25 protein-coding genes and 1 tRNA gene are annotated in these 25,809 nt (G+C 59.4%); 12 read left to right on the top strand and 14 right to left on the bottom strand.

Annotated elements, in window-relative coordinates:
- Positions 1-29: 29 nt before the first annotated feature.
- From ACSQ13_RS05630 to ACSQ13_RS05620, 3 genes are all read left to right on the top strand, one after another.
- Positions 30-104, top strand: a tRNA-Asn gene (locus ACSQ13_RS05630).
- A gap of 381 nt (positions 105-485) precedes the next feature.
- Positions 486-719, top strand: a complete 234-nt coding sequence (locus ACSQ13_RS05625; protein WP_295508722.1) for a hypothetical protein — start codon at positions 486-488, stop codon at positions 717-719.
- A 104-nt stretch (positions 720-823) separates the two neighbouring features.
- Positions 824-2,230 (top strand): Eco57I restriction-modification methylase domain-containing protein, encoded by a 1,407-nt coding sequence (locus ACSQ13_RS05620; protein ID WP_295508724.1) that lies wholly within the window; start codon positions 824-826, stop codon positions 2,228-2,230.
- On the opposite strand, the gene ACSQ13_RS05615 is transcribed toward ACSQ13_RS05620, so the two are convergent.
- Positions 2,227-3,210, bottom strand: coding sequence for a BsuBI/PstI family type II restriction endonuclease (locus tag ACSQ13_RS05615; RefSeq protein ID WP_295508726.1), 984 nt, complete (start codon positions 3,208-3,210; stop codon positions 2,227-2,229). The genes ACSQ13_RS05620 and ACSQ13_RS05615 overlap by 4 nt on opposite strands.
- A 189-nt stretch (positions 3,211-3,399) precedes the next feature.
- Between ACSQ13_RS05615 and ACSQ13_RS05610 the strand changes: the two genes are divergently transcribed.
- The 4 genes from ACSQ13_RS05610 (at position 3,400) to ACSQ13_RS05595 (ending at position 6,150) form a co-directional block, all read left to right on the top strand.
- A complete protein-coding gene (locus ACSQ13_RS05610) occupies positions 3,400-4,173 on the top strand; it encodes a hypothetical protein (protein WP_295508728.1) in 774 nt (257 codons plus the stop codon).
- Entirely contained in the window at positions 4,170-4,565 is a 396-nt protein-coding gene (locus ACSQ13_RS05605; RefSeq protein WP_295508730.1) for a GIY-YIG nuclease family protein, read from the top strand. Before ACSQ13_RS05610 ends, ACSQ13_RS05605 begins: the two co-directional genes overlap by 4 nt.
- 65 nt (positions 4,566-4,630) lie before the next feature.
- Complete coding sequence (locus ACSQ13_RS05600; RefSeq protein ID WP_295508733.1) at positions 4,631-4,873, top strand: hypothetical protein; 243 nt, start codon at positions 4,631-4,633, stop codon at positions 4,871-4,873.
- Entirely contained in the window at positions 4,870-6,150 is a 1,281-nt protein-coding gene (locus tag ACSQ13_RS05595; protein ID WP_295508735.1) for a glycosyltransferase family 2 protein, read from the top strand. Before ACSQ13_RS05600 ends, ACSQ13_RS05595 begins: the two co-directional genes overlap by 4 nt.
- 147 nt (positions 6,151-6,297) lie before the next feature.
- On the opposite strand, the gene ACSQ13_RS05590 is transcribed toward ACSQ13_RS05595, so the two are convergent.
- The 10 genes from ACSQ13_RS05590 to ACSQ13_RS05545 form a co-directional block, all read right to left on the bottom strand.
- The gene (locus ACSQ13_RS05590) at positions 6,298-7,035 is read right to left on the bottom strand and encodes a hypothetical protein (RefSeq protein WP_295508736.1); all 738 of its coding nucleotides are present in this window, start codon (positions 7,033-7,035) and stop codon (positions 6,298-6,300) included.
- The gene (locus ACSQ13_RS05585) at positions 7,020-7,805 is read right to left on the bottom strand and encodes a terminase large subunit domain-containing protein (RefSeq protein WP_295508738.1); all 786 of its coding nucleotides are present in this window, start codon (positions 7,803-7,805) and stop codon (positions 7,020-7,022) included. The genes ACSQ13_RS05590 and ACSQ13_RS05585 overlap by 16 nt, the downstream gene beginning before the upstream one ends.
- Positions 7,795-8,037, bottom strand: coding sequence for a hypothetical protein (locus ACSQ13_RS05580; RefSeq protein ID WP_295508741.1), 243 nt, complete (start codon positions 8,035-8,037; stop codon positions 7,795-7,797). The genes ACSQ13_RS05585 and ACSQ13_RS05580 overlap by 11 nt, the downstream gene beginning before the upstream one ends.
- On the bottom strand, positions 8,034-8,612 hold the full coding sequence (locus ACSQ13_RS05575) for a hypothetical protein (RefSeq protein WP_295508744.1): 579 nt from the start codon (positions 8,610-8,612) through the stop codon (positions 8,034-8,036). The genes ACSQ13_RS05580 and ACSQ13_RS05575 overlap by 4 nt, the downstream gene beginning before the upstream one ends.
- Before the next feature lie 2 nt (positions 8,613-8,614).
- Entirely contained in the window at positions 8,615-9,250 is a 636-nt protein-coding gene (locus tag ACSQ13_RS05570; protein WP_295508746.1) for a hypothetical protein, read from the bottom strand.
- A 169-nt stretch (positions 9,251-9,419) separates the two neighbouring features.
- Complete coding sequence (locus ACSQ13_RS05565; RefSeq protein WP_295508747.1) at positions 9,420-9,794, bottom strand: hypothetical protein; 375 nt, start codon at positions 9,792-9,794, stop codon at positions 9,420-9,422.
- Between the two features lie 9 nt (positions 9,795-9,803).
- Positions 9,804-10,067, bottom strand: coding sequence for a hypothetical protein (locus tag ACSQ13_RS05560; protein ID WP_295508750.1), 264 nt, complete (start codon positions 10,065-10,067; stop codon positions 9,804-9,806).
- Between the two features lie 1,111 nt (positions 10,068-11,178).
- Positions 11,179-12,390 (bottom strand): hypothetical protein, encoded by a 1,212-nt coding sequence (locus ACSQ13_RS05555; protein ID WP_295508752.1) that lies wholly within the window; start codon positions 12,388-12,390, stop codon positions 11,179-11,181.
- Positions 12,390-12,635, bottom strand: a complete 246-nt coding sequence (locus ACSQ13_RS05550; RefSeq protein WP_295508754.1) for a helix-turn-helix transcriptional regulator — start codon at positions 12,633-12,635, stop codon at positions 12,390-12,392. Before ACSQ13_RS05550 ends, ACSQ13_RS05555 begins: the two co-directional genes overlap by 1 nt.
- 187 nt (positions 12,636-12,822) lie before the next feature.
- Positions 12,823-13,983 (bottom strand): tyrosine-type recombinase/integrase, encoded by a 1,161-nt coding sequence (locus ACSQ13_RS05545; RefSeq protein ID WP_295508756.1) that lies wholly within the window; start codon positions 13,981-13,983, stop codon positions 12,823-12,825.
- 332 nt (positions 13,984-14,315) lie between these two features.
- Between ACSQ13_RS05545 and ACSQ13_RS05540 the strand changes: the two genes are divergently transcribed.
- Entirely contained in the window at positions 14,316-16,019 is a 1,704-nt protein-coding gene (locus tag ACSQ13_RS05540; protein ID WP_295508758.1) for a site-specific integrase, read from the top strand.
- A gap of 107 nt (positions 16,020-16,126) precedes the next feature.
- Here ACSQ13_RS05540 and ACSQ13_RS05535 read toward each other — a convergent pair whose 3' ends face one another.
- On the bottom strand, positions 16,127-16,813 hold the full coding sequence (locus tag ACSQ13_RS05535; protein WP_295508760.1) for a hypothetical protein: 687 nt from the start codon (positions 16,811-16,813) through the stop codon (positions 16,127-16,129).
- A gap of 359 nt (positions 16,814-17,172) precedes the next feature.
- Here ACSQ13_RS05535 and ACSQ13_RS05530 point away from each other — a divergent pair, with 359 nt between their 5' ends.
- Positions 17,173-18,144, top strand: coding sequence for an MBL fold metallo-hydrolase (locus ACSQ13_RS05530; RefSeq protein WP_037227177.1), 972 nt, complete (start codon positions 17,173-17,175; stop codon positions 18,142-18,144).
- A gap of 323 nt (positions 18,145-18,467) precedes the next feature.
- Here the strand turns inward: ACSQ13_RS05530 and ACSQ13_RS05525 are convergent, their stop codons facing one another.
- Both ACSQ13_RS05525 and htpX read right to left on the bottom strand, forming a co-directional pair.
- Complete coding sequence (locus ACSQ13_RS05525; protein WP_008226708.1) at positions 18,468-18,632, bottom strand: hypothetical protein; 165 nt, start codon at positions 18,630-18,632, stop codon at positions 18,468-18,470.
- 183 nt (positions 18,633-18,815) lie between these two features.
- Positions 18,816-19,739, bottom strand: a complete 924-nt coding sequence (gene htpX / locus ACSQ13_RS05520) for a zinc metalloprotease HtpX (protein WP_295508769.1) — start codon at positions 19,737-19,739, stop codon at positions 18,816-18,818.
- A gap of 444 nt (positions 19,740-20,183) precedes the next feature.
- Between htpX and ACSQ13_RS05515 the strand changes: the two genes are divergently transcribed.
- The 3 genes from ACSQ13_RS05515 (at position 20,184) to ACSQ13_RS05505 (ending at position 25,806) form a co-directional block, all read left to right on the top strand.
- Positions 20,184-21,305 (top strand): plasmid recombination protein, encoded by a 1,122-nt coding sequence (locus ACSQ13_RS05515; protein ID WP_295508772.1) that lies wholly within the window; start codon positions 20,184-20,186, stop codon positions 21,303-21,305.
- 882 nt (positions 21,306-22,187) lie between these two features.
- Complete coding sequence (locus tag ACSQ13_RS05510) at positions 22,188-23,021, top strand: hypothetical protein (protein WP_176250026.1); 834 nt, start codon at positions 22,188-22,190, stop codon at positions 23,019-23,021.
- Between the two features lie 127 nt (positions 23,022-23,148).
- Positions 23,149-25,806, top strand: a complete 2,658-nt coding sequence (locus ACSQ13_RS05505; RefSeq protein ID WP_176250027.1) for an erythromycin esterase family protein — start codon at positions 23,149-23,151, stop codon at positions 25,804-25,806.
- Positions 25,807-25,809: the final 3 nt, after the last annotated feature.

The following is a 25,809-nucleotide window of genomic DNA, read 5'->3' as shown; positions in this document are numbered from 1 at the left end:
AAATACCACTGCTATATCGCCCAGACCGTTCCGACGTAGCTCAGCGGTAGAGCAGTTGACTGTTAATCAATTGGTCGTAGGTTCGATCCCTACCGTCGGAGCCAATCAACCACTTGGTTGTAAACAAAAAACGGCGATCCTCCGGGATCGCCTTTTTTCGTTTTTGCAACGATTTTGCAACGCGGGCGATGATCGGGCACACCAGCCTCGAAACCGCCCACCGGGTTCGCCGCAAGCACCGGAGTAAGCCATGCGGCAGGAACACTGCCCGTTTAAACGCCCTGTCTTTTCAGCAACTTAGATGTTGACCACCGTGCCGAATCTGTAGTAGTTGGTTCGTGCAGTCGATGGGCAATGCTCGCGACTGCCTATCAACGGAGTTCCAGACATGACGAATTCTATCGCGCAAGCGGTCGGATGAGGCGTGGGCTCCGCAGGTGGCAGGTGCTCCCCTCTATATTCACTCGCCACCACGGGAGACCCCTATGCGGGATCTTACTATCGCAGCGCTCGACGACATTCTCTGCCACGATGTCGATAGCTTCTCAATCGACGGCGACGGAACCTTCCGGTTCCAAGGAGAAGTCATCCCAGACCGAGTATTCGAGGGATTGAGCCGCGAAGCTCACGTCAAAATCATCACGTATTACAAGGATCAGCTAGACGAGCATATCCACTCGCTCGGCATGAGCATCAACGATGCTGCCAATGCGGCTTAAAGCTGCGTGATCCAATACCCGCGACTTCACGGTCGCGGGCTTTTCCTTTTGGTTGGCAGACTCGCACGTTGATGCGATGATGGGCGAAAACAAAGGAAGAACAATTGCTCCTAGAATCTATCGACCAGACCCGCCTCGAAGTATCTCCCACGCTCGACCCAAAGCGCCGCTCGAAACTCGGGCAGTTCATGACGCCCGGTCGCATCGCGTCCTTCATGGCCGGAATGTTCGATGTGCCGCCCGACGTGCGCTTGCTCGATGCGGGCGCAGGCATGGGCGCTCTTACCGCCGCTTTCGTCGCGGAGGCACTTTCCCGCGATACCCCACCCAAGTCGATTGACGTGACCTGCTACGAGGTGGACGACCAGCTTGCGTCGATTCTCGACGGCACGCTTGACGCCTGCGCTGAGCAGTGCGCGGCGGCAGGCATCAAGTTCACGAGCGAGGTCATACGCGGCGACTACATCCTGCAATCGTCGGAGCCGCTGCTACAGGCGCAGCGCACCTATAACTGCGCCATCCTCAACCCGCCCTACGGCAAGATCAATCAGACCTCGGAATGGCGGCTGGGTCTGCGCTCCCTTGGGATCGAGACAGTGAACCTCTACACTGCCTTCGTCGCCGTCGCCTTGCAGCAGATGGACGACGGCGGCGAGATCGTCGCCATCACGCCGCGCTCCTTCTGTAACGGGTCCTACTATGAGGCGTTCCGCCGCCTGCTGCTGGGCGGGTCCGCAATCTCAAACCTGCATGTCTTCGAGTCCCGTCGATCCTCCTTCAAGGATGACGACGTGTTGCAGGAGAACATGATCTTCCGCGTGCGCAAGGGCTGCGCGCAAGGCGACGTTTCGCTCTCGACTGACCTCACCGACCCGCGCGCCGTGCCGTTCACGGACATCGTGCGCCCCTCTGATCGCCATGCCTTCATCCGGTTGCCTGTGTCGGGCAACGACCTTGCGGACAGCGTTCAGACTCTCCCCTGCATCCTTGCGGACCTTGGTATCAAGGTATCGACCGGGCGCGTCGTCGATTTCCGCACGCGGGACAACCTGCGCAAGGAGCCGGGCGACGACACGGTGCCGCTGATCTACCCGCAGCACTTCCATGACGGGGGCATCCGCTGGCCGATACCCGACTTCCGCAAGCACAACGCGCTGGCCGACAACGACGACACGGCGAAGCTGATCACGCCCGCAGGCATCTACGTCCTGACCAAGCGTTTCACGGCCAAGGAAGAAAAGCGCCGCCTTGTAGCTTCCATCTATGACGGCGGGCGCGCTGGGTTCGAGAACCACTTGAACTACTTCCACGAGGGCGGCGAAGGCCTACCGCTTGACCTTGCCAAAGGCCTCGCCGCCTTCCTGAACTCGGAGGCCGTGGACCAGTATTTCCGCATCTTCTCGGGGCATACGCAGGTCAACGCGACTGACCTGCGCAACCTGCATTATCCGAGCCGAGACCAGCTTGAGGCGCTGGGCCGTGGCGAAACGACGATGGACGACCTGCTCTAACCCGTCACCTTGAACTGCTTGGCCGGGTCGCCCTGAATCCAGATGAACGTGTCGTAGGCGATGTTCTGATGCGTGCCTTGGCGCGCAGCAGCCTCCTTCCACGTCCGGTAGGTCGTCGTGAATCCGATGCCCGACTTGCCGCAGCGTTCGGCCAGCCTGTTCATCTGCGCGACCTTGTGCGCGTCCACCTCGCCGTCGCTCGTCACCGCCTCGATCACCCACAGATGGTCCGTGTCCGGGTTCCAGAGCAGCGCGTCGGGCATCGCGTCCTCCAAAGTCAGGCCAACCCCGGCTTCTGCCATCTTCGCGCGTTCCGCATCGGATACGCGGTCGCCGTCTGCATCATCGACGTAGAGCAGTTGGTAGCCAGGGAGGAAGCGCGGCGCGTAATTCTCGACGCTTGCCTTGATCAGATGCGCGTGCCCGGAGTCGATCAGTTTGCGCGCGGCCTCGGCCATCTCAGCTTGGAAGGCGCGGCGCTCGCGCGACACGTCGTCCCGCGCCCATTGCGCCAGCATTTCCCGCCATGCGTCGTCAGGGGCCTTCAGGACAGCCTTTAGCGCCTCGTCGAGACGGTAGCACGAGTTGGGCGACTTTGCCTTGACGTGTCCGGGGATGAACTCGCCTTTCTCAAGCGTGATCGCTTCGAAGCCGCCCAACTCGCGGAGCGGCTTGATCCAGTAGTCGCGCCCCTCTCGGTCCAGCTTGCCGCTACCACGTTGAAGGATACCGATATGGCAGGCGAGGTGTGCAGTCGATGCGCCGTCAGCGACCTTCGCCCCGGCGGGTGCCTTGGTGAACCAACTGTCCGTCTCGTCGTCGAGCATCGCGAAGGTGCAATCGACTAGGTCGGCGTTCGACCCAAGGTCGAGGTATTGCAGGACGGCCCGAATCCTATCTTTCGTCACGCCCTGCAACGCGTCGGGCATCGGCCCTCGTTGCGCCCGAAGCTGCGCCACCTTGTCATGCAGTAGTGCCATCCGCCTGTAACCCCTCAACAATTCGTTTTGGGCACCCTACTGCGCGACCTTTCGGGAGTCGATTGCCAAGCGGTGTCTCAAACAAACAACGGATAGCGCCACAATCTCCGGTTGAGCAGCGCCGGGGACAGGTCCGATAACTCAGTTATGCCCGGAACGTTTCGGGAACACATCAACGGAGTGACAGACATGACCGACCTCAACACCCAGACCAAGACCGCCCTCAACGACATGCTGGCGAAGCCGCTGACGGCCTCCGCACTCAAGAAGACCGCGAAGGCCGACCTCGTCGCAATGATCGAGGCGCAGCCGCCTAAGTTGACCAAGGTGGAGAAGCGCGTTCTCGTGGCTTACCTAGACGCTGGGATCGACGCGAATGGTGCCGAGACGCTGGACGACATGCTCGCGGACAACATGACGTGGGGCGACGTGCCGGAGATCGCGCAGCGCACGGGTCTGACCCAGAAGCAGGTGCAAGGCGTGATTGCCTCGCTCTCGACGAAGGCCCTGATCGTGATTACCGACGAGGGCGTGAACGGCGAAGGCCCTGTGCAACAGGTGCTGGCCGACGACGGCATCCGCGTTGCGTTCGATCTGATGGCCGAAGGCATTGAGGCGAAAGCTGCGCCCAAAGCCGCGCCCAAGCCCCGCGTTCTCGCTGACCGCGTGATGATCGAACCGGGCAAGCCCGAAGACGTGAAAGCCACGAAGGCGGGATCGAAGCGGCATCTGATGGCCGAGGCGCTCAAGAAGGGCGCGACCATCGAGGAACTGATGGAAACGCTTGGCTGGAACAAGGACACCGTGTCGTCGGCCTTGCGCACCGACATGGGCGCACTCGGCCTCGGCGTCGAGCGCAAGGCGGGCAAATACTATCTGCTGATGCCCAAGGGCGTGAAGCGCATCCCGGCGCACGATGCGGACACGAACCGCGCCGCCGCACTCGTGGCTGCTTGCAAATGAGCGTCCGCGTGATCGAGCCGGGTTGGTTATACATCCTGACCAACCCGGCGATGCCCGACCTCTGCAAGATTGGCATGACGACGCGAACCCCAGAGGAACGCGCAGCCGAACTGCACGATACGGGATCACCCGCGCCCTACACCGTCGCGAAGGCATGGCCCGTTGACGACGTGCGGGCGGCTGAGCGCGACGCTCATACGGTCCTTGCCCGCTACCGTGTCAGCGATCAGCGCGAGTGGTTCCGCGTGTCTGTGCCGCAAGCCATCAAGGCGCTGGGTCGAGACAAGCAGACGGCTGCCCGCCCATCGTGGCTGCGCCGCCTCTGGCGCGTGTTCCGCGGCCTCGTCGAAGGCGTCGGCTGGCTGACGCTCCTGCTTCTCGCCGCAGGCTGACAGCAAACCAGACCCAAGGCCCGCCGAGTTGGCGGGCCTTCTGATTCTAGCAACGGAGAAACCTCATGACGTGGTTCGTCAACATGCAGGACTCGTTCCTGTCCGGCTGGGGCGAGGCGAGAAACGGTCGCGCGCTCTACTGCATTCGCTGCACCTCCTACTCGCAGGCCCTCCAGATCGCGGCACGGGCGCGCACGCGGTCAGAGATGAAGCGGGTGGCTGTGTCGTCACGTCCGCGACGTCTGCGCCCCGGTGATCAGCGCACCATCCGCGACGTGTCCGACCTTGGCGAGGTGTGGACAGGATGAAGCACCAGACATTCCAAGAGACCGACGAAGCCGCCCACTGGGCGGCTTCTTCCGTTCCAGAGCATCACTCCGCGCGTTCGATCAAGGAGCCGTGGGTTGCCGTGTCCATCTTCATCGTCGCCGCGCTACCGCTGATCTGGGAGCCTGCGGCTTGGCTGCTTGCGCCCCTGTTCGCGTCAATGCTGCTCCTGCGTCTTGGGGCCTTCGTCGCGTGGCGGGATCACCACAACCCAGAGCCTGACCGCTGGCCGTCCCTGACGATCCTGCTGCCCGTCTATCGCGAGCCGTCGGTGATTCCAGAACTCGCCCGCGCGATGCGCGCGCTCGACTACCCGTCGCCCGAGATCGTGCTGCTCGTCGAGGCGGACGACCGCGAGACGCGCGCGGTTCTCGACTTCTGGCCGTATCGCGTCCTCGTCGTCCCGGATGGCAAGCCGCGCACGAAACCTCGCGCCGTGAACTACGGCCTGCTTCACACGCGCGGCGACGTGGTGGTGATCTTCGATGCCGAAGACAGGCCCGCGCCAGATCAACCAAGGCGCGCCGTCGCGCGGATGGTCGCTGACCCCGACTGTGCCGTCGTGCAGGCTGTCCTCGCCTGTGACCATGATGGCCCGTTGATCGCGAGGCTCTGGGCGCTCGAGTATGCCGTTCTGTTTCGCGGCGTCCTGCCAATGCTCGACTGGCTTGGCCTGCCGTTCCTCCTTGGTGGAACGTCGCAGTATCTGCGCCGCGATGCCTTGATGGAGGTCGGCGCGTTCGATGCCCACAACGTCACCGAAGACGCCGACCTGTCTTTGCGACTGGCTCGCAACTACACGTTCCACACCGTCATGTCTGCGACAGGTGAGGAAGCGCCCGTGACGGTCACAAGCTGGGTCAAGCAGCGGTCGCGCTGGCTCAAAGGGTTCTGCCAAACGACGATGGTTCACTGGAACGACGATTTGCCGTGGCGGGCAAGGCTGGCCTTCGCGCTGCAACTGCCCGTTCAACTGCTGTGCATCGCGTCGCACCCCATCGGCCTTGCCGTCATGATCTCGAACCCAGATGGTCCGCTCGCCGTCATGCTGTTTGTGGGCTACGCGCTGACCATCATCACCTTCATGGTAGCGGCCTATCGGTCAGGTCGCAGCGTCCGTGATGCGATGGCGATGCCTGTCTACTGCTGCCTGCACGTCGTCGCGCTGATGATTGCCGTTGTCGAGTTGATCGTCGCCCCGTCGCTCTGGCGCAAGACGACCCACGGTTTGATCCACCGCCCAGCAGCGCGCGTCTAAGGCGTGTTGCAGGCTGGCAGGCGCAATGATGCCCAAAAAACCGAGACGCCCGTCAGCGGGCGATTTTTCGGGGGTGTTTGCCCGCGTCTCGTGCGCTTCGTCGGGCAACGGCAGGCGCGAAGGCCACGAGCGCGACGACAGCGCAGGTTAGAACCAGCCTTTCAGGGTCGAGACGCGGATATTCTGGCGCACGAGATACTGCGAGGCGAAGGCCGCGACGATCAGGGCAATCCCTGTGTCGCCGTGACCGGAGGCGTTCCGCGACTGCGTGATGATCTGGTTCCCGGCGGCTGTGGTCTGCGTCGTGAACGAGGCCAGGTCTTCCTCGATCTCGGAGCGCAGCGGCAGGTCGTGGGCAAACTTGAGGTCGCCGGATGCGAACAGGACGGCGAGGTTCTCGATCATCAGGGTCTTGGAGGCGTTGACGTATCGGCCCGAGCGCCGCCACTCCTGACCGCCCGTCATCTGGACGGCTGTATGATCGACGGATTGCTCAAACATCATGTCCGACACGACCCGCCCGATTGATGTTCCGTCGATGATCAGCTCCGACTTTCCACCGAATGGCGGCGCGTTGCGCAGTCGGATCAGGTAATCGACCACATCGACGTAGGACACGCCCCGGAACTTGTCCGCGAAGACGACCGTGCGCTCGCGCGGCCCAAGGACGACGCGCGTGCCGTTATAGATGGGCAACTGCTGATCCTTCAAGACCACGGCAGATGAGAAGTCGTTCGCTTGCCCAAGGTCTGCCCCGACGAAGTATCTGACAAATCCCGTCACTCTCTCGATGGCCGGGTCCATGTTGGTCTCATTGATCACGCGCCCATCGGGCATGTGGACAAGGTTAAGTTGAGCGTTTTCGTCACTCAGAATCTCGGGCATATCGCGGCCTCCTGTGATGTGGCGTTCTCAATCGCGCTCAAGTCGAAGTACGACAGCCCGTCGCTCAAGAACTCACAGAGAACCTCCTGACGGAAGCGCGTGGCCGACAGTTGCGACCGCAGGCGTTCGACGCGCGATGCAAGGCGTGGGATCGACGTTCCGGGCACCTTGATGCGATGCACGTTGTCCTTGGGTTCGAGGAACAGGCTGGCGAACAGATTGGCTTTGCCTGCCGGGGTGCTCGCGTAGAAGGTCTGCCCGTTGTCCTTGAGCATCGGAAGGAGGGCGACCACGACATCCTCGCCGCCGTTTGCCCCCGGCAGATACGCCATCTCGTCCACGAGCAGCAGGTCCGCCGTATAGCCCCGGATTGTCGCGCCCGACGCAGGCACGGCGATGAACCGCCCGCCGTTCGAGCATTCAATCTCGGTCTGCGTCGCCCGCTCGACCACGAGGTCAGTGGCGCGCAGGTAGTGCTGCACCTTGCGGGTGATCTCGCGCGTCTGACGTTCGGCAGGGGCAAGGCAGATCGTCGTGCCGCCGTTCTTCAACTCGCGGACGCCGCGCGTTGCGAGGACGCAGGACTTGCCTGCCTGACGGCACACGAGCAGCGCGACCGTCTGCGCGTTCGACGTGATGGCCTCGATCTGCCAAGGATCGACCTGCTTAGCGTCAGGTATTTCTTGCCGCAGGAAGTGAAGCATTTCCGCGCCGGGATCGAGGTCGCGTTCAACGAGGCTGCACCAGTCGTGAAGGGCGTCAAAAGGCATCGCGGCGCTCCGCGAGGCGCATGAGGTGGCATTGCGTGCAATCACCGTGCTCGTTGCGCGGCGAGACGTGTCCGCGTTTACACGCCTTACCCGTGAAGAACAGCTTGCCGCCTTCGGCCAGCATGACACTCCGACAATACGGCAGGCGCACCCAGTCGCGATTGGCAGCTTTCGTTGCAGCGGCGACGCGACGACCGTAGGAGTGCCAGCCTTCGAATTGGCGATGGGTCACAGGACGCCCCCTTCTTCGCGCGTGACGGACAGGACTTCGTGGCGCATCCGACGCAGGAGCGGTTCGCGGGCCTCCGGGACTTCTTCGACGACCTCATTCAGGATGCGGCGCAGCGTGACCCACTCTTTCGATTCCGCGAGGGACACGTTGACGGTTAGATTGGTCGCCAGCTTACCCTGCATAGTGGCAATGTCGCGCAGCACCTTACGCAGCCCCTCCATCGCCGTCAGCGCGAAGGCATCGTCTTCGTTCTGCTCTGCCTTCGTGATCAGCCGTTCGACCCGCTTCGCCAAGGACTCGTAGGTCATGGCGACGTCCATGCGGTCCTGATTGATCACTTCGGTGTCGGCCTTGATGGTGTCGATCCGCGATTCCGCGAGGATCGAGCGGCGCATTTCTTCCGTGATCTTGTCGTCCCGATACCGCTGCACCGTCGAGTAATCGACGCCAAGGCGGCGGGCGATCTCGGCCAATGGCCGACGCTCCAGAACAATGTCCTTGATGATCTCGTTCTTGTCCGAGCGCATGTCGATGATCGCTTTGCGCCCGGAGAACTTGTTTCCGCCTTGTGCCATGATCAGGATTCCGCGTTCGCGGCTTTCTCCATCAACTCGAACTTGGTCCGGGCATGGGGCGGCAGGTCGTCCGCTGTGCGGAAGGTCTTGATCGTGTAGCCGTCCTGCTCTGCCCGCATACGGCGACCGACGATGCCCTTGCCCGTTTCCATGTCGGCGCGGATGTAGCGGACGCGCTCGTGGGTATCGTCGAAGGTGAACGTCTTCGACTGAACCACATCGCCCTGGCCTGTGTTGCGGATCGTCGGATCATCGCCGTCGTCGATCACGGTCAGCGTCGCGCCAGCCTTCTGCGCTGCCTCCTTTGCCGCTGCGTACTTGCGCGGGTCGCGTGCGTCCTCGCGGGTCAGGCTGTGGGCTGGGCGCACGCCTTTGGGATACCAGTTGCCGTCGTCGCCCTTTTCGAGATTGGCCGCGCGCATCTTCCGCTCGCGGGTTTCCTCGTTCACCACGTCGATCAGGGTCTTCTTGGGCGGTTGGGCGTCAAGCTGGCGTTGCACGTCCTTCTTTTCGTCCAGCACGCGGCTGTTGAAGGCGTGCAGATCGTCGAGGCGCTTTGCCTGATCGGTGACGGTTTCGGTGAGTTTGGTGACTTGCTGCATGAGGGCTTGCAGGGCGGCGGTCGTGTCGTCAGGCATCTGGTGCTCCTATGTCCATCCGAAATTGAGCGCGGTGTCGGGACGCCGCGCTCAATCCGGTTTGGACAGAAGGAGCGACGCACCGCTGCGCTCGTGAGATCAATTTATTGGTGCTGCCGGGGCTTGTAGACCGCCAGAACAAGGTGCTGGTCGTGTATTTCAGGTCTCGCTAGGCGGCGCGGCGGGGGTGCTTGAGGGCGTGCCAGCGTTCCCGCAGGCGTTCGACAGCGGCGGCGTGGCGTTCGACCGTGGCAGGGGTTGCGTCGGGCGTGGGAGGGGCGAAGTCGTCGCCGTCCATCATCGCACGGATGCGCGCGGCCAGCACATCGCCGTCCCAGCCGATCAGGGCGCAGAGGGCGTTCCGATGCTGCGCGTATGCGCCCGCGCGGTCGGTCAGGAAGGTGATCGCCTGATCCTGATCCGACTGCGTCGTGAAGGACGCGTTGCTCTCCGTGCGGACGGTCACGAACATGTCGCGATAGGCCTGCATCAGGATCGCCGTGACCAAGGCCGCTTCGGGCGTGCGGGGGAGGTCGGGCAGCATCGCAGGGCGTCAGGCGCGCAGGCCGTTCACCGCCGTCATGATGTGCCGCCACGGCAGCATGAAGCGGCCTTTGTCGGTCTGGACGCTCACGCCGAAGTCGCGCGGCACGACGCGATAGTGACGGTCGATGGCGTCGGCATCGGGGTCGGTCAGGAACTGCTCGAGGTCGTCGGCCAAGTGTTCGGCATCGTTGACCTGCAAGAGCGAACTGTTGGAAACGGTCGTGACGGTCAACGTGGCTGTGCCGTCGTCGATTGCTGCGGTGATCTGCATGGCTGGTCCTTCTGCGATGATGCGCGCCCAAGGGGAGCAGGAAACGTCGGACCACCCTCGGGCGCGCGGTTTCATCACAGGGTCCGACAGATGATGCGTATCACGTCGCTTTGGGGCGGATGCGGACAGAACGAGGTGTTGTTGGGGGAATGTTAGGTGCTGAAAAGCGTTCAACGATAACACCGCAGCAGCGCCTCAGAGACGCACGCTATCGGTCGTCGGGCACACTGTGTCGGAATTGACCGAGACGACCGCGTGTGCCTCAGCAGATCGCGGCTCTGGCACGGTGTCGGGCAATAGCGTTGGCTGCATGTGCGTTGGCGCGGTTGATCTGCGGATATTCCAGTGACCTTTTCGGTCGGTCTTTCGCCTATGTTGCAAAGCGCGTTGCAAAAACTGCGGCGCAGCAGATCATCCGCTTGTAATTCCAGTGATATTCGCGCGCTGACACTTGATTAAGGATCAATCGGTCTGTTTCGCGAGGTTCAGTTGCGACTAGCTCGCAACAAGCAGTCGGAGATTTCGAGGGGAGATAGGCAGGGCCAAGGAAATGCAGGCGACCCAAGAAATACCATCCTCGACCGGTTGATATTTGCCAAGGCTATACACACGCGTGCGCGCGCGAACCAACATCATCGAATTGGAGTGATCACTCCCGAAGAACGCCGTTCCCTGCATCAGCCCTGCAAGCCTTCTGCCCCTCAACTCTCTTGCTTTCATGACGACCCTGCACACCCTGCACCCTGCACAGGCCTCCCCTCAATGCCCCTCGTGCAAAAACGTCGGTGTAACATCTACACCACCGTCGTTGTTTCACGCGCGCACGCGCCAGTGCGTGCGATAACCCAAGACGCAGTGCCGTCTCCCAAGCAAGTTATAGGTATTACCTGCAATCGCGGTCGAAGAAGCATCGCTGCGGCGCGTATGATCATTGCACAGCAACGGCAAGGAGACCCGACCATGCCTTTCGACTTCCCCCCAAGCGCCCATCCGCGCCTGATCAACCGCCTCGCCCGTGCGAACGCACTGAACGACCCCGCAACCTGTGACACTTGGCTGCGGGATCGCGTGAACGACGCGACGCGTCGCCAACTCGTGGATGAGCTATTCCCTACCTTCGGCGCAGTTGCCGCATGAACGCCATCCGCTGACGAGCGACCTCGCGTTGCTCGTCGGCTGCCGCTTCTTCGTCGATCTCTCTAAAGACGCGCTTGAACGCCTCCTCAGTGAAAGATCGCGGAACGCCATCTGGGAACTGCTCGCGCAAAGACGGCTCCGCTTTTTGCACTTCCCATGTCCGTTCGATCCATTCATCCCGCATAGAGTCGATCTCGCCGCGCGTCAGGTGCTTGCGTTTGATCCCCGTCATGAACAGGTCGCGCTCTTGCGCCGTCGTGGCCCGCCAGCCATCGACAGCTTTGACCTCCGCGAACGGTTCCACGTCTTCGACCTTGTAGCGATCACCAGCCCAGTAGAAGCGAACCCTGTGCTTGATCGTGTAGGCCTCGGTGTCCGTATATGGTTTGTCGTAAACGAACTCTGCAATCTCGACGCCATCGAACTCCTGACCATTCCACGGCTCAATTGGCTCCGAGAAATGCGTGACACCAGACACCACACGAGGCCTCGAGTATGTCAGCTTCGCCTCGACTATATCCGGCAGTGTGATCGTCGCATCTGCGAGCGCCCATGCCAGCCCGATCTCGTCCTCTGATCGCCCGTAAAGGCCCGCATTGCCGACGCGTCGTCGTAAGTCCTTCTCGGCAGTTTCGCGCGGTGGTTTCTTACCCATCCGCCACTCGCCGTCGATCTTGTGCCAGTTTTGGAACTCCGGGTCTTCGTCAGCCTCGAGCGCGCGAACGAGCGCCCGGTCGATCTTGAACTGATCGCAGGCAGCCTTGAGCCGATCTGACCATTCGTCGAGGCGCTCCTGCACCCACGAGCGATCTTCATCCGTCAGCGGCTTCGACGGCATCCGCTCAAAGCGCGTCCATGACAGACCATCCTTGAGGCGTAGGGTTTTGAACCACCAGTTCAGCGGCGCATAGCGCGGCATGTCTTCGATCTGCGTAGGCGGCTGACACCATGCCCACGGATCGTCGCGCAATTCGCTGAACAGCACGTCCAGCGCGTCAGCGACCGGCTTGACCACAGGCATCGACGACAGCGCCTTTGACACGGTGCTCTTGTTGATAGGGCCTGTCAGCCCAACACGCTCCCAGTTATCGGCCAGCCACGCCTCCACGCGCTTGTTCTGGCCCAGCGTGAATTGCCGTATTGCTTCCGCTTGAGCGAAGACGACGGTATCTGCTTTCGTCGCCATCACCCATGCCCCACTTCTTTTTGCTTCGCCCACGCCATGACCTCGTGCAGGTCGTAGCGCACTGTCCGCTGGCTGAAGTAGATGGCCGGCGGCGCGTCGCCGCGCTCCTTCATGTCATAGAGCGCCCGTTCCGAGATTTGCAGGAAGTCGCAAACTTGGAGTGGGGTCATCATGCGGGGATGGGTTAGTCGGGTTTCGAGTTCTTCAAGGCGCGACTCGATTGCGCACAGTTGGTCCTTAGACATATCAACGGTTCCTGCTGTCCGGTCGTGAACAGGTGGGCCATGTTGCGCTCTTCGCGCCCGTTGATATTTCGGCTTAGCCCTCATGCTCAGGCGCCGATCCCCTGAGCAATATGCTGGCACCCGCCGTTATGGCGCGCGACGTCTCACGACGTTGCATTGGTGCACCTTCAACTTAGTGCAGGAGCGGTTAACAAACAATATCGAAAGAAGGTTCTACCTTAATCCGCTCGAAGTAGACCTTTTCAATGTCCTCGACGGCGCGGCGGTTGCCCATCCGCTTGAGGTATTTCATCAGCATGTCGCTGCCCTCGCCCGCCTTCTTGTCGCCGCGCAGGAAGTGGGCGACGTAGTCGGGCAAGAACGCCTCGGCTGACGCCTGCATGAAGTGACGCCGCCCGTCATGGGGCAGGAACACGCGGACGCGCTCGTCGCCTACAGTCGCAAACGTGCCCTTGGGGTCCGTGATGTAGCCCGTGGCCGACGACGCCGGGAACACCCACTCGCTGCCTGACTGACGGATCGCCTTGAGCAGGTCGATCACCGTATCCATGACGGGCAATGTGCGGGCCAGCTTGTTCTTCATCTTGGTCAGGTGGATCGTCTTGTTCTGTAGATCGACCTGATCCCACGACAACGAGCAGACGTTCTCGGACCTAATGCCCGTCAGGAACATGACGGCGACCGCCGTGCCGACAATGACGTTCTGTTCCCGCCGCACCATGATCGCCTCCCAGATCACCGACCAGTCGTCCGCGTCGAGGTCATGCTGCCGCGCGACCGCCGTCCACTGCGCCTCTGTCTCGTCGCTCTTGGCGACGCGCGTCTTCTTCTGGCCGACTGGGTTCACGACGGGCGCGAAGTTGAAGGCATTACCAATGCCGATGCGCACCGCCCGCGCTGTCGCCTTCTTGCCGTCAGCCATCAATCGGTTGAGGACAGCCTGCACATTGGCCGAGGTCACGTCGGCCACGTTGCTGTCCATGATCTCCTTCGCGTGCATCTCAAGCTGGCGGGTCATGCGCTCCCGGTGTGCATCGGACATCCCGCCCTGCGCCTGCGACGTGTCACACCAGAACCGCCAGCCATCGCGCACCGTCTGAATGTCGCTCTTGGCAACCCCGGTCTTGGTGTCGCCCTGCTTGAAGGCCGTGGGGGCGTCCATCGCCGGGAACGCGCCGATCTTGATCGACTTCGTTTTCCCATCGACGCGGCGTTTGATGTACCAAGTGCTCTTGGTCTTGCCAACGTTCAGGTAGAGGCCCGGAAAGCGGTCGCCGTCGTGTCGATACATGCCCGGTGGTATTTTCAACAGGCGTGCGGGCTTGGTGAAGTCGATTGCGGTGGTCATCTGTCGTGCTCCAATTTTTGCAACGTTTTGCAACGCACTACGTCACTAAGGCGCATTCTGGCGCACTGTCAACCGATTGATTATCGTTGCAAAGTGGGTGCAAACTACTGTTTTTACTGATGAACCGCAGCAACGTGCACCAAGTGAATAAATATCGTCGCTTGACTGTTAATCAATTGGTCGTAGGTTCGATCCCTACCGTCGGAGCCATTTCCCTCATAAGAACTTGTTTTATAAGATCTTTTGAGGGAAATGGTTTTTAACTGCGGCACCGCAGTGCTCCACCACCTCAGCCAGTTGCGTCCCATCCGTTTACAAAGAACGGAACGAAAATGAACACGCAACCTCACCTGTCAAAACGCGGCGATGTTTATCAATGGCGTCGTAAAACCCGGCGGTTTTCCACAGAAATCATTGATATCAAGCTCTCCCTGGGGACGACGGATCGTCGGCATGCGCTTATCTTGGCCCGGAAAGTCAGCGCAGAGAGTGACAGGATCATGGAGCATATTGTCGGAAGCCGCATCACGCCGGAACATGGTCGGGCGTTCTTGTCTGAGGTCATTCGCCAGGAACGGGCGAAGATCGCGCAGCTGACCATGCTCAGCCGCGTGGATAGCCTTGATCCCACGGACGACGCTCGCCACGATGCGGCCATGGCAGAGGCTTGGGCGCGCGTCTCCACCGATGGCCTGAACCACATGGTTCCGGCAGATGCGTCCGATCTGGTGCGCAACAACATTGACCTGATCAGAAAGGACTTGGGCAGCGAAGCACGCAGGCAGGCGCTGCTGCGTGTCCTTAAAGAGCAAACAGGGCAAGAAACGCTCTCGGCCTTGGATTATGCCATGTTGAAGGACCTCTTTGTATCAGCGAAGGCAAAAGCATGGGCCGGAGAAGCCCTGGAAGCGGCCCCAAAGCCCAAGCTCGCGCCGGACGGGCCGACCGCAACCGATTTACCCTCCCCTGCCCTCACAGCCGTGGTCGAGCGTATGAACGCCATCAAGCGCACGGAAGGCATCGAGGAAAAGACTCTGCGCCAGTATCAGAGCTTTGCTGCTCTCTTCACGATGCTGACAGGGCTGGATGACATCACCGAAATTCACCAGCCCGATGTGAAATCCTTCCGCGCTGGCCTGGCCACAATGCCTAAAAGCTGGGGCAAAAGCCCCAAGGATCAGGCGATGACCCGGGATGAGGTCATGGCAAAGGCTGCATCGCTTCCTCCTGAAAAGGTTGGACTTTCGGTTGGCACAATTAACCGGCATCTAGACCATTTGAACCAAATCGCGGAATGGGCACGCGACGACAATCTGCCGGTCGATCCGAACCTGAAACCCACCAAACTGCGCCGCAAGGAAACGGTGCGCGCCCGTGACAAACGCGATGCCTTCTCCGTCGAGCAGCTCCGTAAGGTCTTTTGCAACCCCGTCTGGACAGGATCACGGTCAGAACGCCACCAGACCGAAACGGGGCGCGATATCTTCAAGAATGGGATCTACTGGTGCCCGCTCATTGACGCATACACGGGCGCACGTCGCGAGGAAATCGCAGGCCTTTCCCCATCGGATATTGTCGATGCCGACGGTATTCCATGCTTCTCCATCGAGGATTCCGAACTGCGCCGGATCAAGAACCTGTCTTCACGTCGATTGATCCCTATCCACTCCCACTTGATCAATCTCGGTTTTTTGGATCATGTTCAAAAAGCAAGAAATGCAAAGCAAAACAGTCTCTTTCCGGATCTTTATGAAGCTGGGAACGATGCCTTTGGGCGCAAGGTTGGCCGTCGTATGCGGCAAATTGTCGATCAGGAACTGGGTGCGGACGGCACAAAACTTTCGTTTCACAGCCTCCGGCACTACGTGCAGAACGAACTTGATCACGCAGGCGTTGAGGACAAAGTTGTCCGGGATCTCATCGGGCATGAAGGCAAAGACGTGCATGACAAGTTTTACCGCAAGGGATCGCCGACGATTGAGCTTTCGAGGGCGATTGAGGCTATTCCCAATGTTACTATTCCGTGCAAATGCTAGCGCCCTCAAAGATGGGCGGAAACCGGACTTTCGCTGCACTATGCATTGAGGTCAGCTGTGCGGACTTAGTGTGCTTTCGCTGCGGCTGCGCCAATGACCGGTTTGCGTCAGAGGCCACTAAGCGTGTGTTCTACCCACTTTTGAAACGGATCATCTTCGTCAATGGCCATCACGCCACTTCCAGTCTCAGGATAGCTGACGCCGTACTTCGACTGAATATGCCGTTTGATCTCAACGGGGTCAGGCCACTCACTATCGAAAAACTCAGCGTAGTTGTCTGCAGGGGTGGAAGCCAGAGAGTTTCTATCTTCTATGCTGAAATAGCCCATGGTTATGAGAACGATGAATTCCTGAACACGACTCGTTATTTTGAAGGCTTCACCCTCCGAACCCAAAAACACGAACTCAAAATATTCGCCATTCTTCCAAACAGCAAAGTGACTACCATCCGCCCCGCATTTGACGAAAGGCACAAGAAACTCTTCTAGGCCACTTTTTCCGAACCAGTGGCGAACTAGGTCGGGTTCTATGACGAAGGCAAGGTGCGACCAAAGTTGATCCATGCTTTCCACAGGCATGGTGGGCATGAACAGCGAGTTGGTATTCCGATATCGGAAATTCTGTTTTTTGTCTTCCAGCCACTCAATGAGATGCCATATCTCGTCAGGCAATTCGAAGCCTTCTGGCAATGACTTTCGCAGAGCTCGTTCAAACTCCCGGTTCTTTCGTATCCTAAACATCGGTTCGCCTTTTAATAATGCGCGGACATTCGCTGCGCTGCGGAAAAATTGCAAGATGGGCTCAGACCTGCCGTTCGCTGCATCATGTACGAAGGTCCGCAGTGGGCCGTTCGTGTTCCCCCGGCACAAGCGGCGGATTGCGGCCATTCGCTGCAAGTGCAAGATCTAAAGAGCAGCGCGAAGAATGCGGGCGCTAGGGGCATCAGCCCGTTTTTCTGTTGTGCAAATGCGGCGAATGGCGGCAGTGAGCCCGAGTTGTGGTGTGCCGCAAATCCGTAAGATGTCCGCTGTTCGTCCGAGGGCCGTTGGTCAGTCCATGCTCTCGGTGGGTGGTCATCTGAAATTTAGACCTATTTGATTAAAAGCAACGAAACGCAGAATTGAAGTTCTGCATATGAAACAAGGAATAACTCATGACTTCTTTCGACCTTTCGCGCCGTGGATTGATTCTGGGTGCCGCGGGTGGGGCCGCCCTTCTTGCCGCCGGACGCCCACACCCCCTGCAAGCCGCGGCCCATGCAACGGCACCACTTCCAACCTTCTATGATCGTATGGTCGGCAATCTGCGCGTGACGACATTGCTGGACGGGTATTTCAAGCTCGATCAGAATCTTGTCACGAACCTCGGGGACGAGCAAATCGCGGAAGGAATGAAGGCGGCCTATCTTGACCCCGCGAATCCGATTCCGCTGGCAATCAGTACTCACGTCATTCGCCAAGGAGACCAGGTTAGCTTGATCGATGCTGGTGCTGGCGGTGCCTTTGGACCATCAGCAGGCCGGTTGCTCACATCGCTGGAGTCGCTTGGCGTTGCACCTGAAGACGTGACGCGCATTGTGTTGACCCACATGCACCCGGATCACATCGGGGGATTGATCGGAGATAATGGCCCGGTCTTCCCGAATGCATCGTTGCATGTCAGCGAAACCGATCATGCCTTCTGGACGGACGAGACGATCGCGTCGGGTGCGCCGGAGTCGTCCCAAGGTTTCTTTGCCCTGGCACGTGCTGTCAGCGAGGCCTACACTCAGCGAACTGAAATGTTTGGCGACAATACCGATCTTGGTGGCGGCCTCACCACGTTGGCAATGCCGGGGCATACCCCAGGACACAGTGGGGTCCGTGTGTCGGATGGCTCTGATCAGTTGGTCATATGGGGAGACAGCACAGCTTTGGCGTCGCTGCAGTTTAGCCACCCTGATGCCGGTATCGCCTTTGACGCAGATGGCGTGCAGGCCGCCGAGACGCGCCGCCGCGTCTTGGATATGGTGGTTGCCGACAAGATCGCCGTTGCGGGCACCCATTTGCCGTTCCCTGGTATCGGTCATGTCGAAGAAAAAGACGGGGCCTTCGCTTGGGTTCCAGAAGAATGGCAGCACATATAAAGCAGTCGTCCCGCCAAGCTGAGAGTTGGTCGCGGATTTTCGGACCGGTTGTTACACTTAGGTAGCTAGTAAAGCACCTAGACGAAGATGACGAACCGGACACGCTACGCGTGCTGAATGGCGCTGTCGGACCAATTCCAATTTGTCCGACAGCGCTACCAGGGCGACATCATGCTGACAACCCGCGCGATTGGTTCCGAAGGGTTCGGGCACGAGAAAATGCCCTGTCAGAGATGTCAGATTTTTCAAATTCACGAAAACAAGGCAGCACATTGCGCCGCCTCTCTTTGATCCAGCCTGGATTTTCGTCATCCCGTCGGACCTCAATGAGGTGTAGAGAGCCGTGCCTGGGATCTTGTCATCGCCATGATCTTTTCTTTTTGAGCCGGTTCCATATTGGCGAGGAAATCATTGGCATTGTCATTGCCGAAGCGGACAATCGAATTGGTGACGCGAACCGCAGCTTCGTCCGCAGAACGTGAGTTCACTACCCCGGAGATTATGCAGTCACAGCGAACGGCAGATTCGACGGGCCGCGCCGCGGCATCTAAACGGTCGATGAAAGGCAGCAATGGGCCGAGAGCAGACCGAGGCGGTTGGAAATGAGATTATTGCTGTGGCATGTCCAAGTTGGTTGGAGACGCCGCTGATCACTCATGACAAGGCCTTGTTCAGGTCCAAGGACCTGCTCGCCTGTGCTTCTTAGTTTTGGGAACACGACTGGCGGAGATTTGCTGATCTGCGGCACCCGAAGGTCGTCTTGGTTGCGGGGCCATCGCCCGAAGTGCGGCAACGCGGTTCTCGGTCGCAGGATGCGTCGCGAAGAGTCTATCGTGTTTGTGCGCGTGCAACGGGTTGATGATGAACATATGTGCCGTCGCCGGGTTGCGCTCTGCCGCTTGGTTGTCGATCTGGGCCGCGCCCATCGCGATCTTCTCCAACGCAGAGGCCAGCCAGAGAGGCTGCCCGCAGATCTCGGCCCCTGCCTTGTCAGCGGCATATTCCCGTGTCCGACTGATCGCCATCTGCACCAGCGCTGCTGCCATGGGGGCGAGGAACATCATCATAAGTGTGCCGATCAGCCCCAGCCGCTCGCGAGAGCCTCCGAAGAAAAGCGCAAAGTTGGCCAGCATCGAAATGGCACCGGCGAAGGTCGCGGTGACTGTCATGATTGCGGTGTCGTGATTACGGATGTGCGCCAGCTCATGGGCAATCACCCCGGCCAGTTCGTCACGCGTCAAGCTGCGCAGAAGGCCCAAGGTCACTGCCACGGCCGCGTTCGCTGGGTTGCGCCCTGTAGCGAAGGCATTGGGCTGGGGCGTGTCGATCAGATAGACTTTGGGCTCAGGCAGGCCTGCCTTCTTTGCAAGTTCGGCGGTCAATGCGTGTAGGCCCAGCCGATCGCCCGGTGTCACCGGCTGGGCGTTGTGCATGCGTAAGACCATGCGGTCCGAGTTCCACCAGGTAAACACGTTCATTAAAGCTGCTACGACAAGGGCGATAACTGCGCCCCCTGTGCCACCAATCAGGTAGCCTACGCCCATGAAAAGCGCGGTCATTGCGGCCATCAGCACCGCTGTCTTAATATAACCCATCTCGGTCTTCCGAACTCCACACTGAGGTAATTCAGAAAATATGGGGAGGTTCGCGGCATCTGCAAGGCGCTTAAAAGATCGTGGTCTTCTTAGAGGCGTGGCGGGGTGAACGGTTTGGGCCATTTGTGACGTCGCGCACGGTATCCCCCGTGGTCTTGCCCCCCGTGTCATCTAGAACTGAGCAAATTAGCTTCCTTGGTGCCAGAAAACCACTTCAATAACGCTCAACTTTAAGCATCAGGACCGGCCAATATCTGGGTTTCCAAAGGGGCGAAGCGCCCTTGGTTTGGGGTTTCAAAAGGGGGCAACGCGCCCCTTTACCGGAGAGCAGTAAGCATCCCATCGGGGTGGTTACTGCTAGTAGGTTATAAATCAAAAAAACTGTTTTTGAGTTTTCACGCACTTGACGGATTCTAAAGACAATCCAATCAAAGGTGCCTGATCATGACCGCCGAAGAAAAATCAAAAGCCATTTCCATTCGCGTAAAGCATGCACATCGATCCAGATACAAGAACCAGCGCCGTCATGATCTGCGCCTCGGTCAACAACCAAGTTACGTCGAAAGCGATCGTTCGCATCTGAACCGGATATTGATTGACCTGCCAATGCCAGCGGCTATCACCAAGCGGGCAAAGGAGCTGCGCGAGAAAACCGGCCCAAGCCGCGCGATGCGGGCTGACGCAGCCGTGGCGACCATTGGCATCATCACCTTTGGCCACGCCGCTCAACCAATTTTTGAAGCGCTTTTGATAGAACAACAAGATGCCGCATATCTCGAAATAGCCCAGCGTATTGCTGACGAATACGGCACAACCATTCGCGGCTTGGTCGTTCACGCCGATGAAACAGCGCCGCATGCGCACGCCGTTTGGGACTGCCGCGATCAAGATGGTGTGCCAATGTCGAGGGTCATGAAGGGATCACGACTTCAAGATATTGCGGCTGAAGTCATGGAAAAACACGCACCCGGCATCGAACGAGGGGTCCTCAAATCTGTGCGTATTGCTCGTGGGGATAAGCCCAGCCAAATCTACAACCGTTCAGTGAAGCAATTGCACCAAGACTTACCGCTTGAACTTGAGGCCAAGCGCCAAGAACTGGCGCAGTTCGATGCTCGTGTCATGGAGATGAGAGCACGTGTGGATAAGTTGGAACAGAAAGAAAAGCTGAACGAGGCGGAAGCCAAAAGGTTAACCACTTATCAAAGTAGGCTTGCAGCAAGGATAAAGGAATACAATGCGGCCAAGTCAGCGCTGAACGCCAAGTTTGAACAGGTCAGCCAATATGACGCTGCCTTGAAAGTCAAAGAACGTGTCCTTGATCAGGTCGAAGAAAAGATGGATGCGCGTGAAGAAGAGATCGATTGCCAGGAAAAGGATCTGCGTGCGCGTGAACAAGATGTGGTTCGGCGCGAGAACATTCTTGATCGACTTGTAGATGATATAGCCAAGCTTGTCGGCGAGGTTGCCGATAAGCTTGGCGTAGGAAGATCAATTCGTGCCATTCGTGATCGACTGATCTCCGCCCGGAATGAGTTGGGTGACGACGGGCCGTCATTCGGGTAGATCGATACTTGGCATTAACCCCCTGAATTGAAGATACAGAAAAACTCTGCTGTCCGGAGCGTTCCGCCGCTCCACCACGGTGCCATAAAAAAGAAGACTAAAGGGAAGGTCGGGAAAGTGCACTCTTCCCCCTGCCCGGTTTGGCTTGTTTTCGACCTCAAACTTTCCTAAAAGTGCTACACCAGACTGCGGCACCACCGTCGGATGGGCGCAACTTTAAGCCTTGGAAACCAGAGGCTTATGAGGGGCTTGCAAATGGCTCCGATCCCTACCGTCGGAGCCAATTAATTCAAGGGCTTAGCGATTATTCGCTAAGCCCTTTTATTTTTTGGTTACGCAGGCGTTTCCGCTCCATTCAAAAAGGAAACGCCGCCCTCCCGGACGACCTTCCTGACATTTTCCTGTGCACAATAACGCCAAGGCCAAAGATCAAGGCCAAGGCCCCCACTATGCCGCAAGGACTGATCGGTCCAGAATAGCGCCTGGTCTCGGTTTCGAGATGGACACGTAACCGTTCCTTATCGCCGGATAAGCTACCGGCTAAGCTGACTAGGGCTGTCTTTTGTGTGTCACGCTCACCATCATCTCCTTTGATCCGCTGGAAAAGACCTTAAAATCTGGTCACACCCACCAACCGGCACTGCGGCTCATCGCGGCGCTTTTTCCGAAACGCATCGATCCAACCCTGTCTGTCGGGCACCTTGAAAATTGCCCTACGTCAAAGGCCATCAAGGCAAGTCTACTAATAAAACACCCCAGCCGCGCGGCTCTTCCTTTTTCACTTGTGAAGACCCGCTAAGCTGTTGAAACACTTGGCGGGCGTGCGTCTGAAGAAATCTGCTAGGGTGATCGCACATGATCCCTTTGAATAGGAGACCACAGTTGCGAAGAATCCAAGTGAAATGGAACCGGCGGGACGGCATCGTCAACTCGTTCTGGCATGGCGGCCGTTTGACCTGGATCGAGCGGGCCTGCATGCGTTCCTTTCTGGACAAGGGGATAAAATTCCGCCTTTACGCCTACGGGGAGTTGGATGGCGTTCCGGACGGGGTCCAGCTGGAGGATGCCGCCGAAATTCTGCCCGAGACTGCCATTATCACCTATCAAGGGGATGATCTGCCCGAGGCCAAAGGCACGCCCGCGCTATTCTCAAACCTGTTTCGGTACGAATTGCAGCGGTTGGGCAAAGGGTTATGGGTCGATTGTGATTTTTACTGCCTCAAGCCGTTTCGCTTTTCCAGAATGCCCTTTGTGTTCGGCTATCAGCACAACCGGACAATCGACGGTGCCGTGAATACTGCCGTTCTGAAACTGCCCAAAGACAGCCGGATATTGGCCGATCTGATCAAACTCTATCAGCCCCCCTATTCCATTCCGCCATGGGTGTTCCAAGACCACCGCGCGCGCCTGGCCAAGCAATGGGGCAGTGAGGATGTTCACCCAAGTTACCTGCCCTGGGGCAGCTTTGGCCCCAAAGCGCTGACTGCACTGATCTGGCGTCACGGGCTTGAGGAACATATTCTGGGCCGCGACCGGTTTTACCCGATTACCGTGGCCGATATTGAAAAGATGTTCGATCCGGCGGTCGACTGCGCCGATTTCTTTTCGCCCCGGACCTTTGGCGTGCATCTTTGGAATAACGAAATCCGCCATCGCGCAGCAGAAACGCCCCCCGAGGGCAGTTTCGCCCACCGGCTTTGGCTCGAAGGGCAATAGCCTCTGACGGGCCCGTGCAAGAGTGCCGACCACTGGCTTGCGCCCCGTGCAGACGGGCGTTTCCAGCGATCCTGTCGATTGATCTAACTCAATCCCGAGCGGCAGTTCTTGTCTTAGACTCGGTAAAATGGAACATATTGCCCGCACATTCACGGATCGCACTGACGCAGGTCGCCAACTGGCCAAGGTTTTGGACGCGATGGAGCTTGATCACCCGCTGATCTATGCCCTGCCCCGTGGCGGTGTGCCTGTCGCCGTCGAGGTCGCGAAATGGCTTCACGCGCCGCTGGATCTGATACTGGTGCGCAAGATCGGTGCCCCGCGAAACCCCGAAGTCGCCCTTGGTGCGATCGTCGAAGGGGCCACCGAGGAAATCGTGATCAACGAAGAGGTCAAGCGCCTGTCCGGTGCCAGCGATGCCTATCTGACCGAGGCCGTCGCCCAGCAACGCGCCGAACTGGACCGCCGGAAAAACCGGTATCTAGGTGACCGCGCAAGGCTGGACCCGACGGGGCGCACAATTGTTGTCGTCGATGACGGGCTGGCGACCGGTGCCACGATGAAGGCCGCGCTGATCGGGCTGAAACGCAGCAAACCGGCGCGGATCGTCGTTGCCCTACCTGTCGCCCCGACAGAGGCGCTGGATGACATATCGGATCAGGCCGACGACATCATTTGCCTGCATCCTGCCACGGTCTTTCAGGGGGTTGGCGGCTTTTACCGCGACTTTCACCAACTGACCGACGACGAAACGGTGGCCCTGCTGGCACAGGCATCGACCAACCTGAAAAACAACCCGCAGCCCGCCGCAGCCCCGATGCACAAACGGCAGGTGGCCATCCCGCCGCTTGGGTTGCCCGGTGATCTGACGGTCCCGAAAAATCCGCGTGGCATCGTGTTGTTTGCCCATGGCAGCGGGTCTAGCCGACACAGCCCGCGCAACCGATATGTGGCTGAAAAGCTGAACGAAAATGGGTTTGCCACCGTCTTGTTCGACCTGCTGACCCCTGAGGAAGAACAAGACCGCCGCAATGTGTTCGACATTCCGCTGCTGGCGGACCGCGTGGTCGAAGCGTCGATCTGGATCACCTCTGAACCCGACCTCGAAGATTTGCCGCTTGGCCTTTTCGGAGCAAGCACCGGCGGTGGTGCGGCCCTTGTCGCGGCGGCCGAGCTCAAGGGGCGGGTGTCTGCGGTGGTATCACGCGGCGGCCGGCCTGATCTGGCCTCGGATTTCCTGCCGCAAGTCATCAGCCCGACGTTGCTGGTTGTGGGCAGTCTGGACCATGATGTCATCAAGCTGAACCAGCAGGCTCTTGCCGCGCTGATCTGTACGAAAAGGCTGGAGATCGTGCCGGGTGCGAGCCATCTGTTCGAAGAGCAGGGCACGCTGGACCTTGCCGTTGATCATGCGGCCTTGTGGTTCAAGACCCATCTTGGGGCAGAGGTGGCAAAACGGCCCGCGCCGCCACCCCCGCTACAACCGGCGTCCGCACCGGCCATCCTTGCCGCCGCAGCAGAGCCCCTGCCCCCGATCAACGACCCCGATTTCGCCAAGGCCTTCGACCGCTTCGGATCAAAACGCGTCGTGCTTTTGGGCGAGGCATCCCATGGCACATCTGAATTCTACCGCGCCCGCACCGCCATCACCCGGCGGCTGATCGAAGAACACGGGTTTTCCATCGTTGCCGTCGAAGCCGACTGGCCCGATGCCGCCGTGGTCAACCGCTATATCCGCCACAAAAGCCACCAGCCCATCAAAAGCGGGGCATTCGCGCGCTTTCCCACGTGGATGTGGCGCAACATCGAATTCGACGCCTTCACCCGCTATCTGCACCAGTATAACGGCACCAAGGACGCCAAGGATCAGGTCGCGTTCTATGGGCTTGATCTGTACAACATGAACGCCTCGATGGCTGAGGTGCTGAGCTATCTTGACCGCGTCGACGAAGGGGCCGCCGAGATTGCCCGCTCGCGCTATTCATGCCTGTCTGCCTGGTCGCATAACCCCTCCGCCTATGGCAGGGCGGCCCTGACGCCGGGGTTTTCCATGTGCGAAAAACCCGTGACGCAGATTCTGGTCGATCTGTTGAAAAAGCAGTTGGACTACAGTGCCAAAGACGGGGACCAGTTCTTTGATGCGGCGCAAAACGCGCGGCTGGTGGCCAATGCCGAACGGTATTACCGCGCGATGTATTACGGATCGCAAGTGTCCTGGAACCTGCGCGACCAGCATATGTACCAGACCCTGCGCCAAATTCAGGCCCATGCCGGAGCCGATAAAAAGATCGTGGTCTGGGCGCATAATTCCCACATCGGCGATGCGCGGTATTCGGACATGGGCCGCAGCCGGGGCGAATTGAACATCGGTCAGCTGTGCCGCGAGGCATATGGCAGCGATGCCGCCCTGATCGGTTTCGGAACCGCCACCGGCACGGTTGCTGCCGCATCCGAATGGGACTCCCCGATGGAGATCAAGACCATACGCCCGCCCCGTGGCGACAGCTACGAGGCGCTGTGCCATGACGTGGGTCACGAGCGCTTCTTGTGGGACTTCGCAAAAGACCGGTCCGGCGCGTTTTACCGGCTGCTCAGCACCCCGCGGCTGGAGCGCTATATCGGCGTGATCTACCGCCCCGAAACCGAACGCGCGAGCCATTACAGCCCCGCGTCCCTGCCCGATCAATATGACGCCTTTGTGTGGTTTGACAAAACCCAGGCCCTCAGCCCGCTGCCCGCCCTGACAAACACAACCGAAGACGAAACCTATCCTTTTGGCCTGTGATGG

The organism is Sulfitobacter sp. SH22 (genome assembly GCF_965641905.1).
Taxonomy (GTDB): Bacteria; Pseudomonadota; Alphaproteobacteria; order Rhodobacterales; family Rhodobacteraceae; genus Sulfitobacter.
This window is presented reverse-complemented; position numbering and strand designations above follow the sequence as displayed.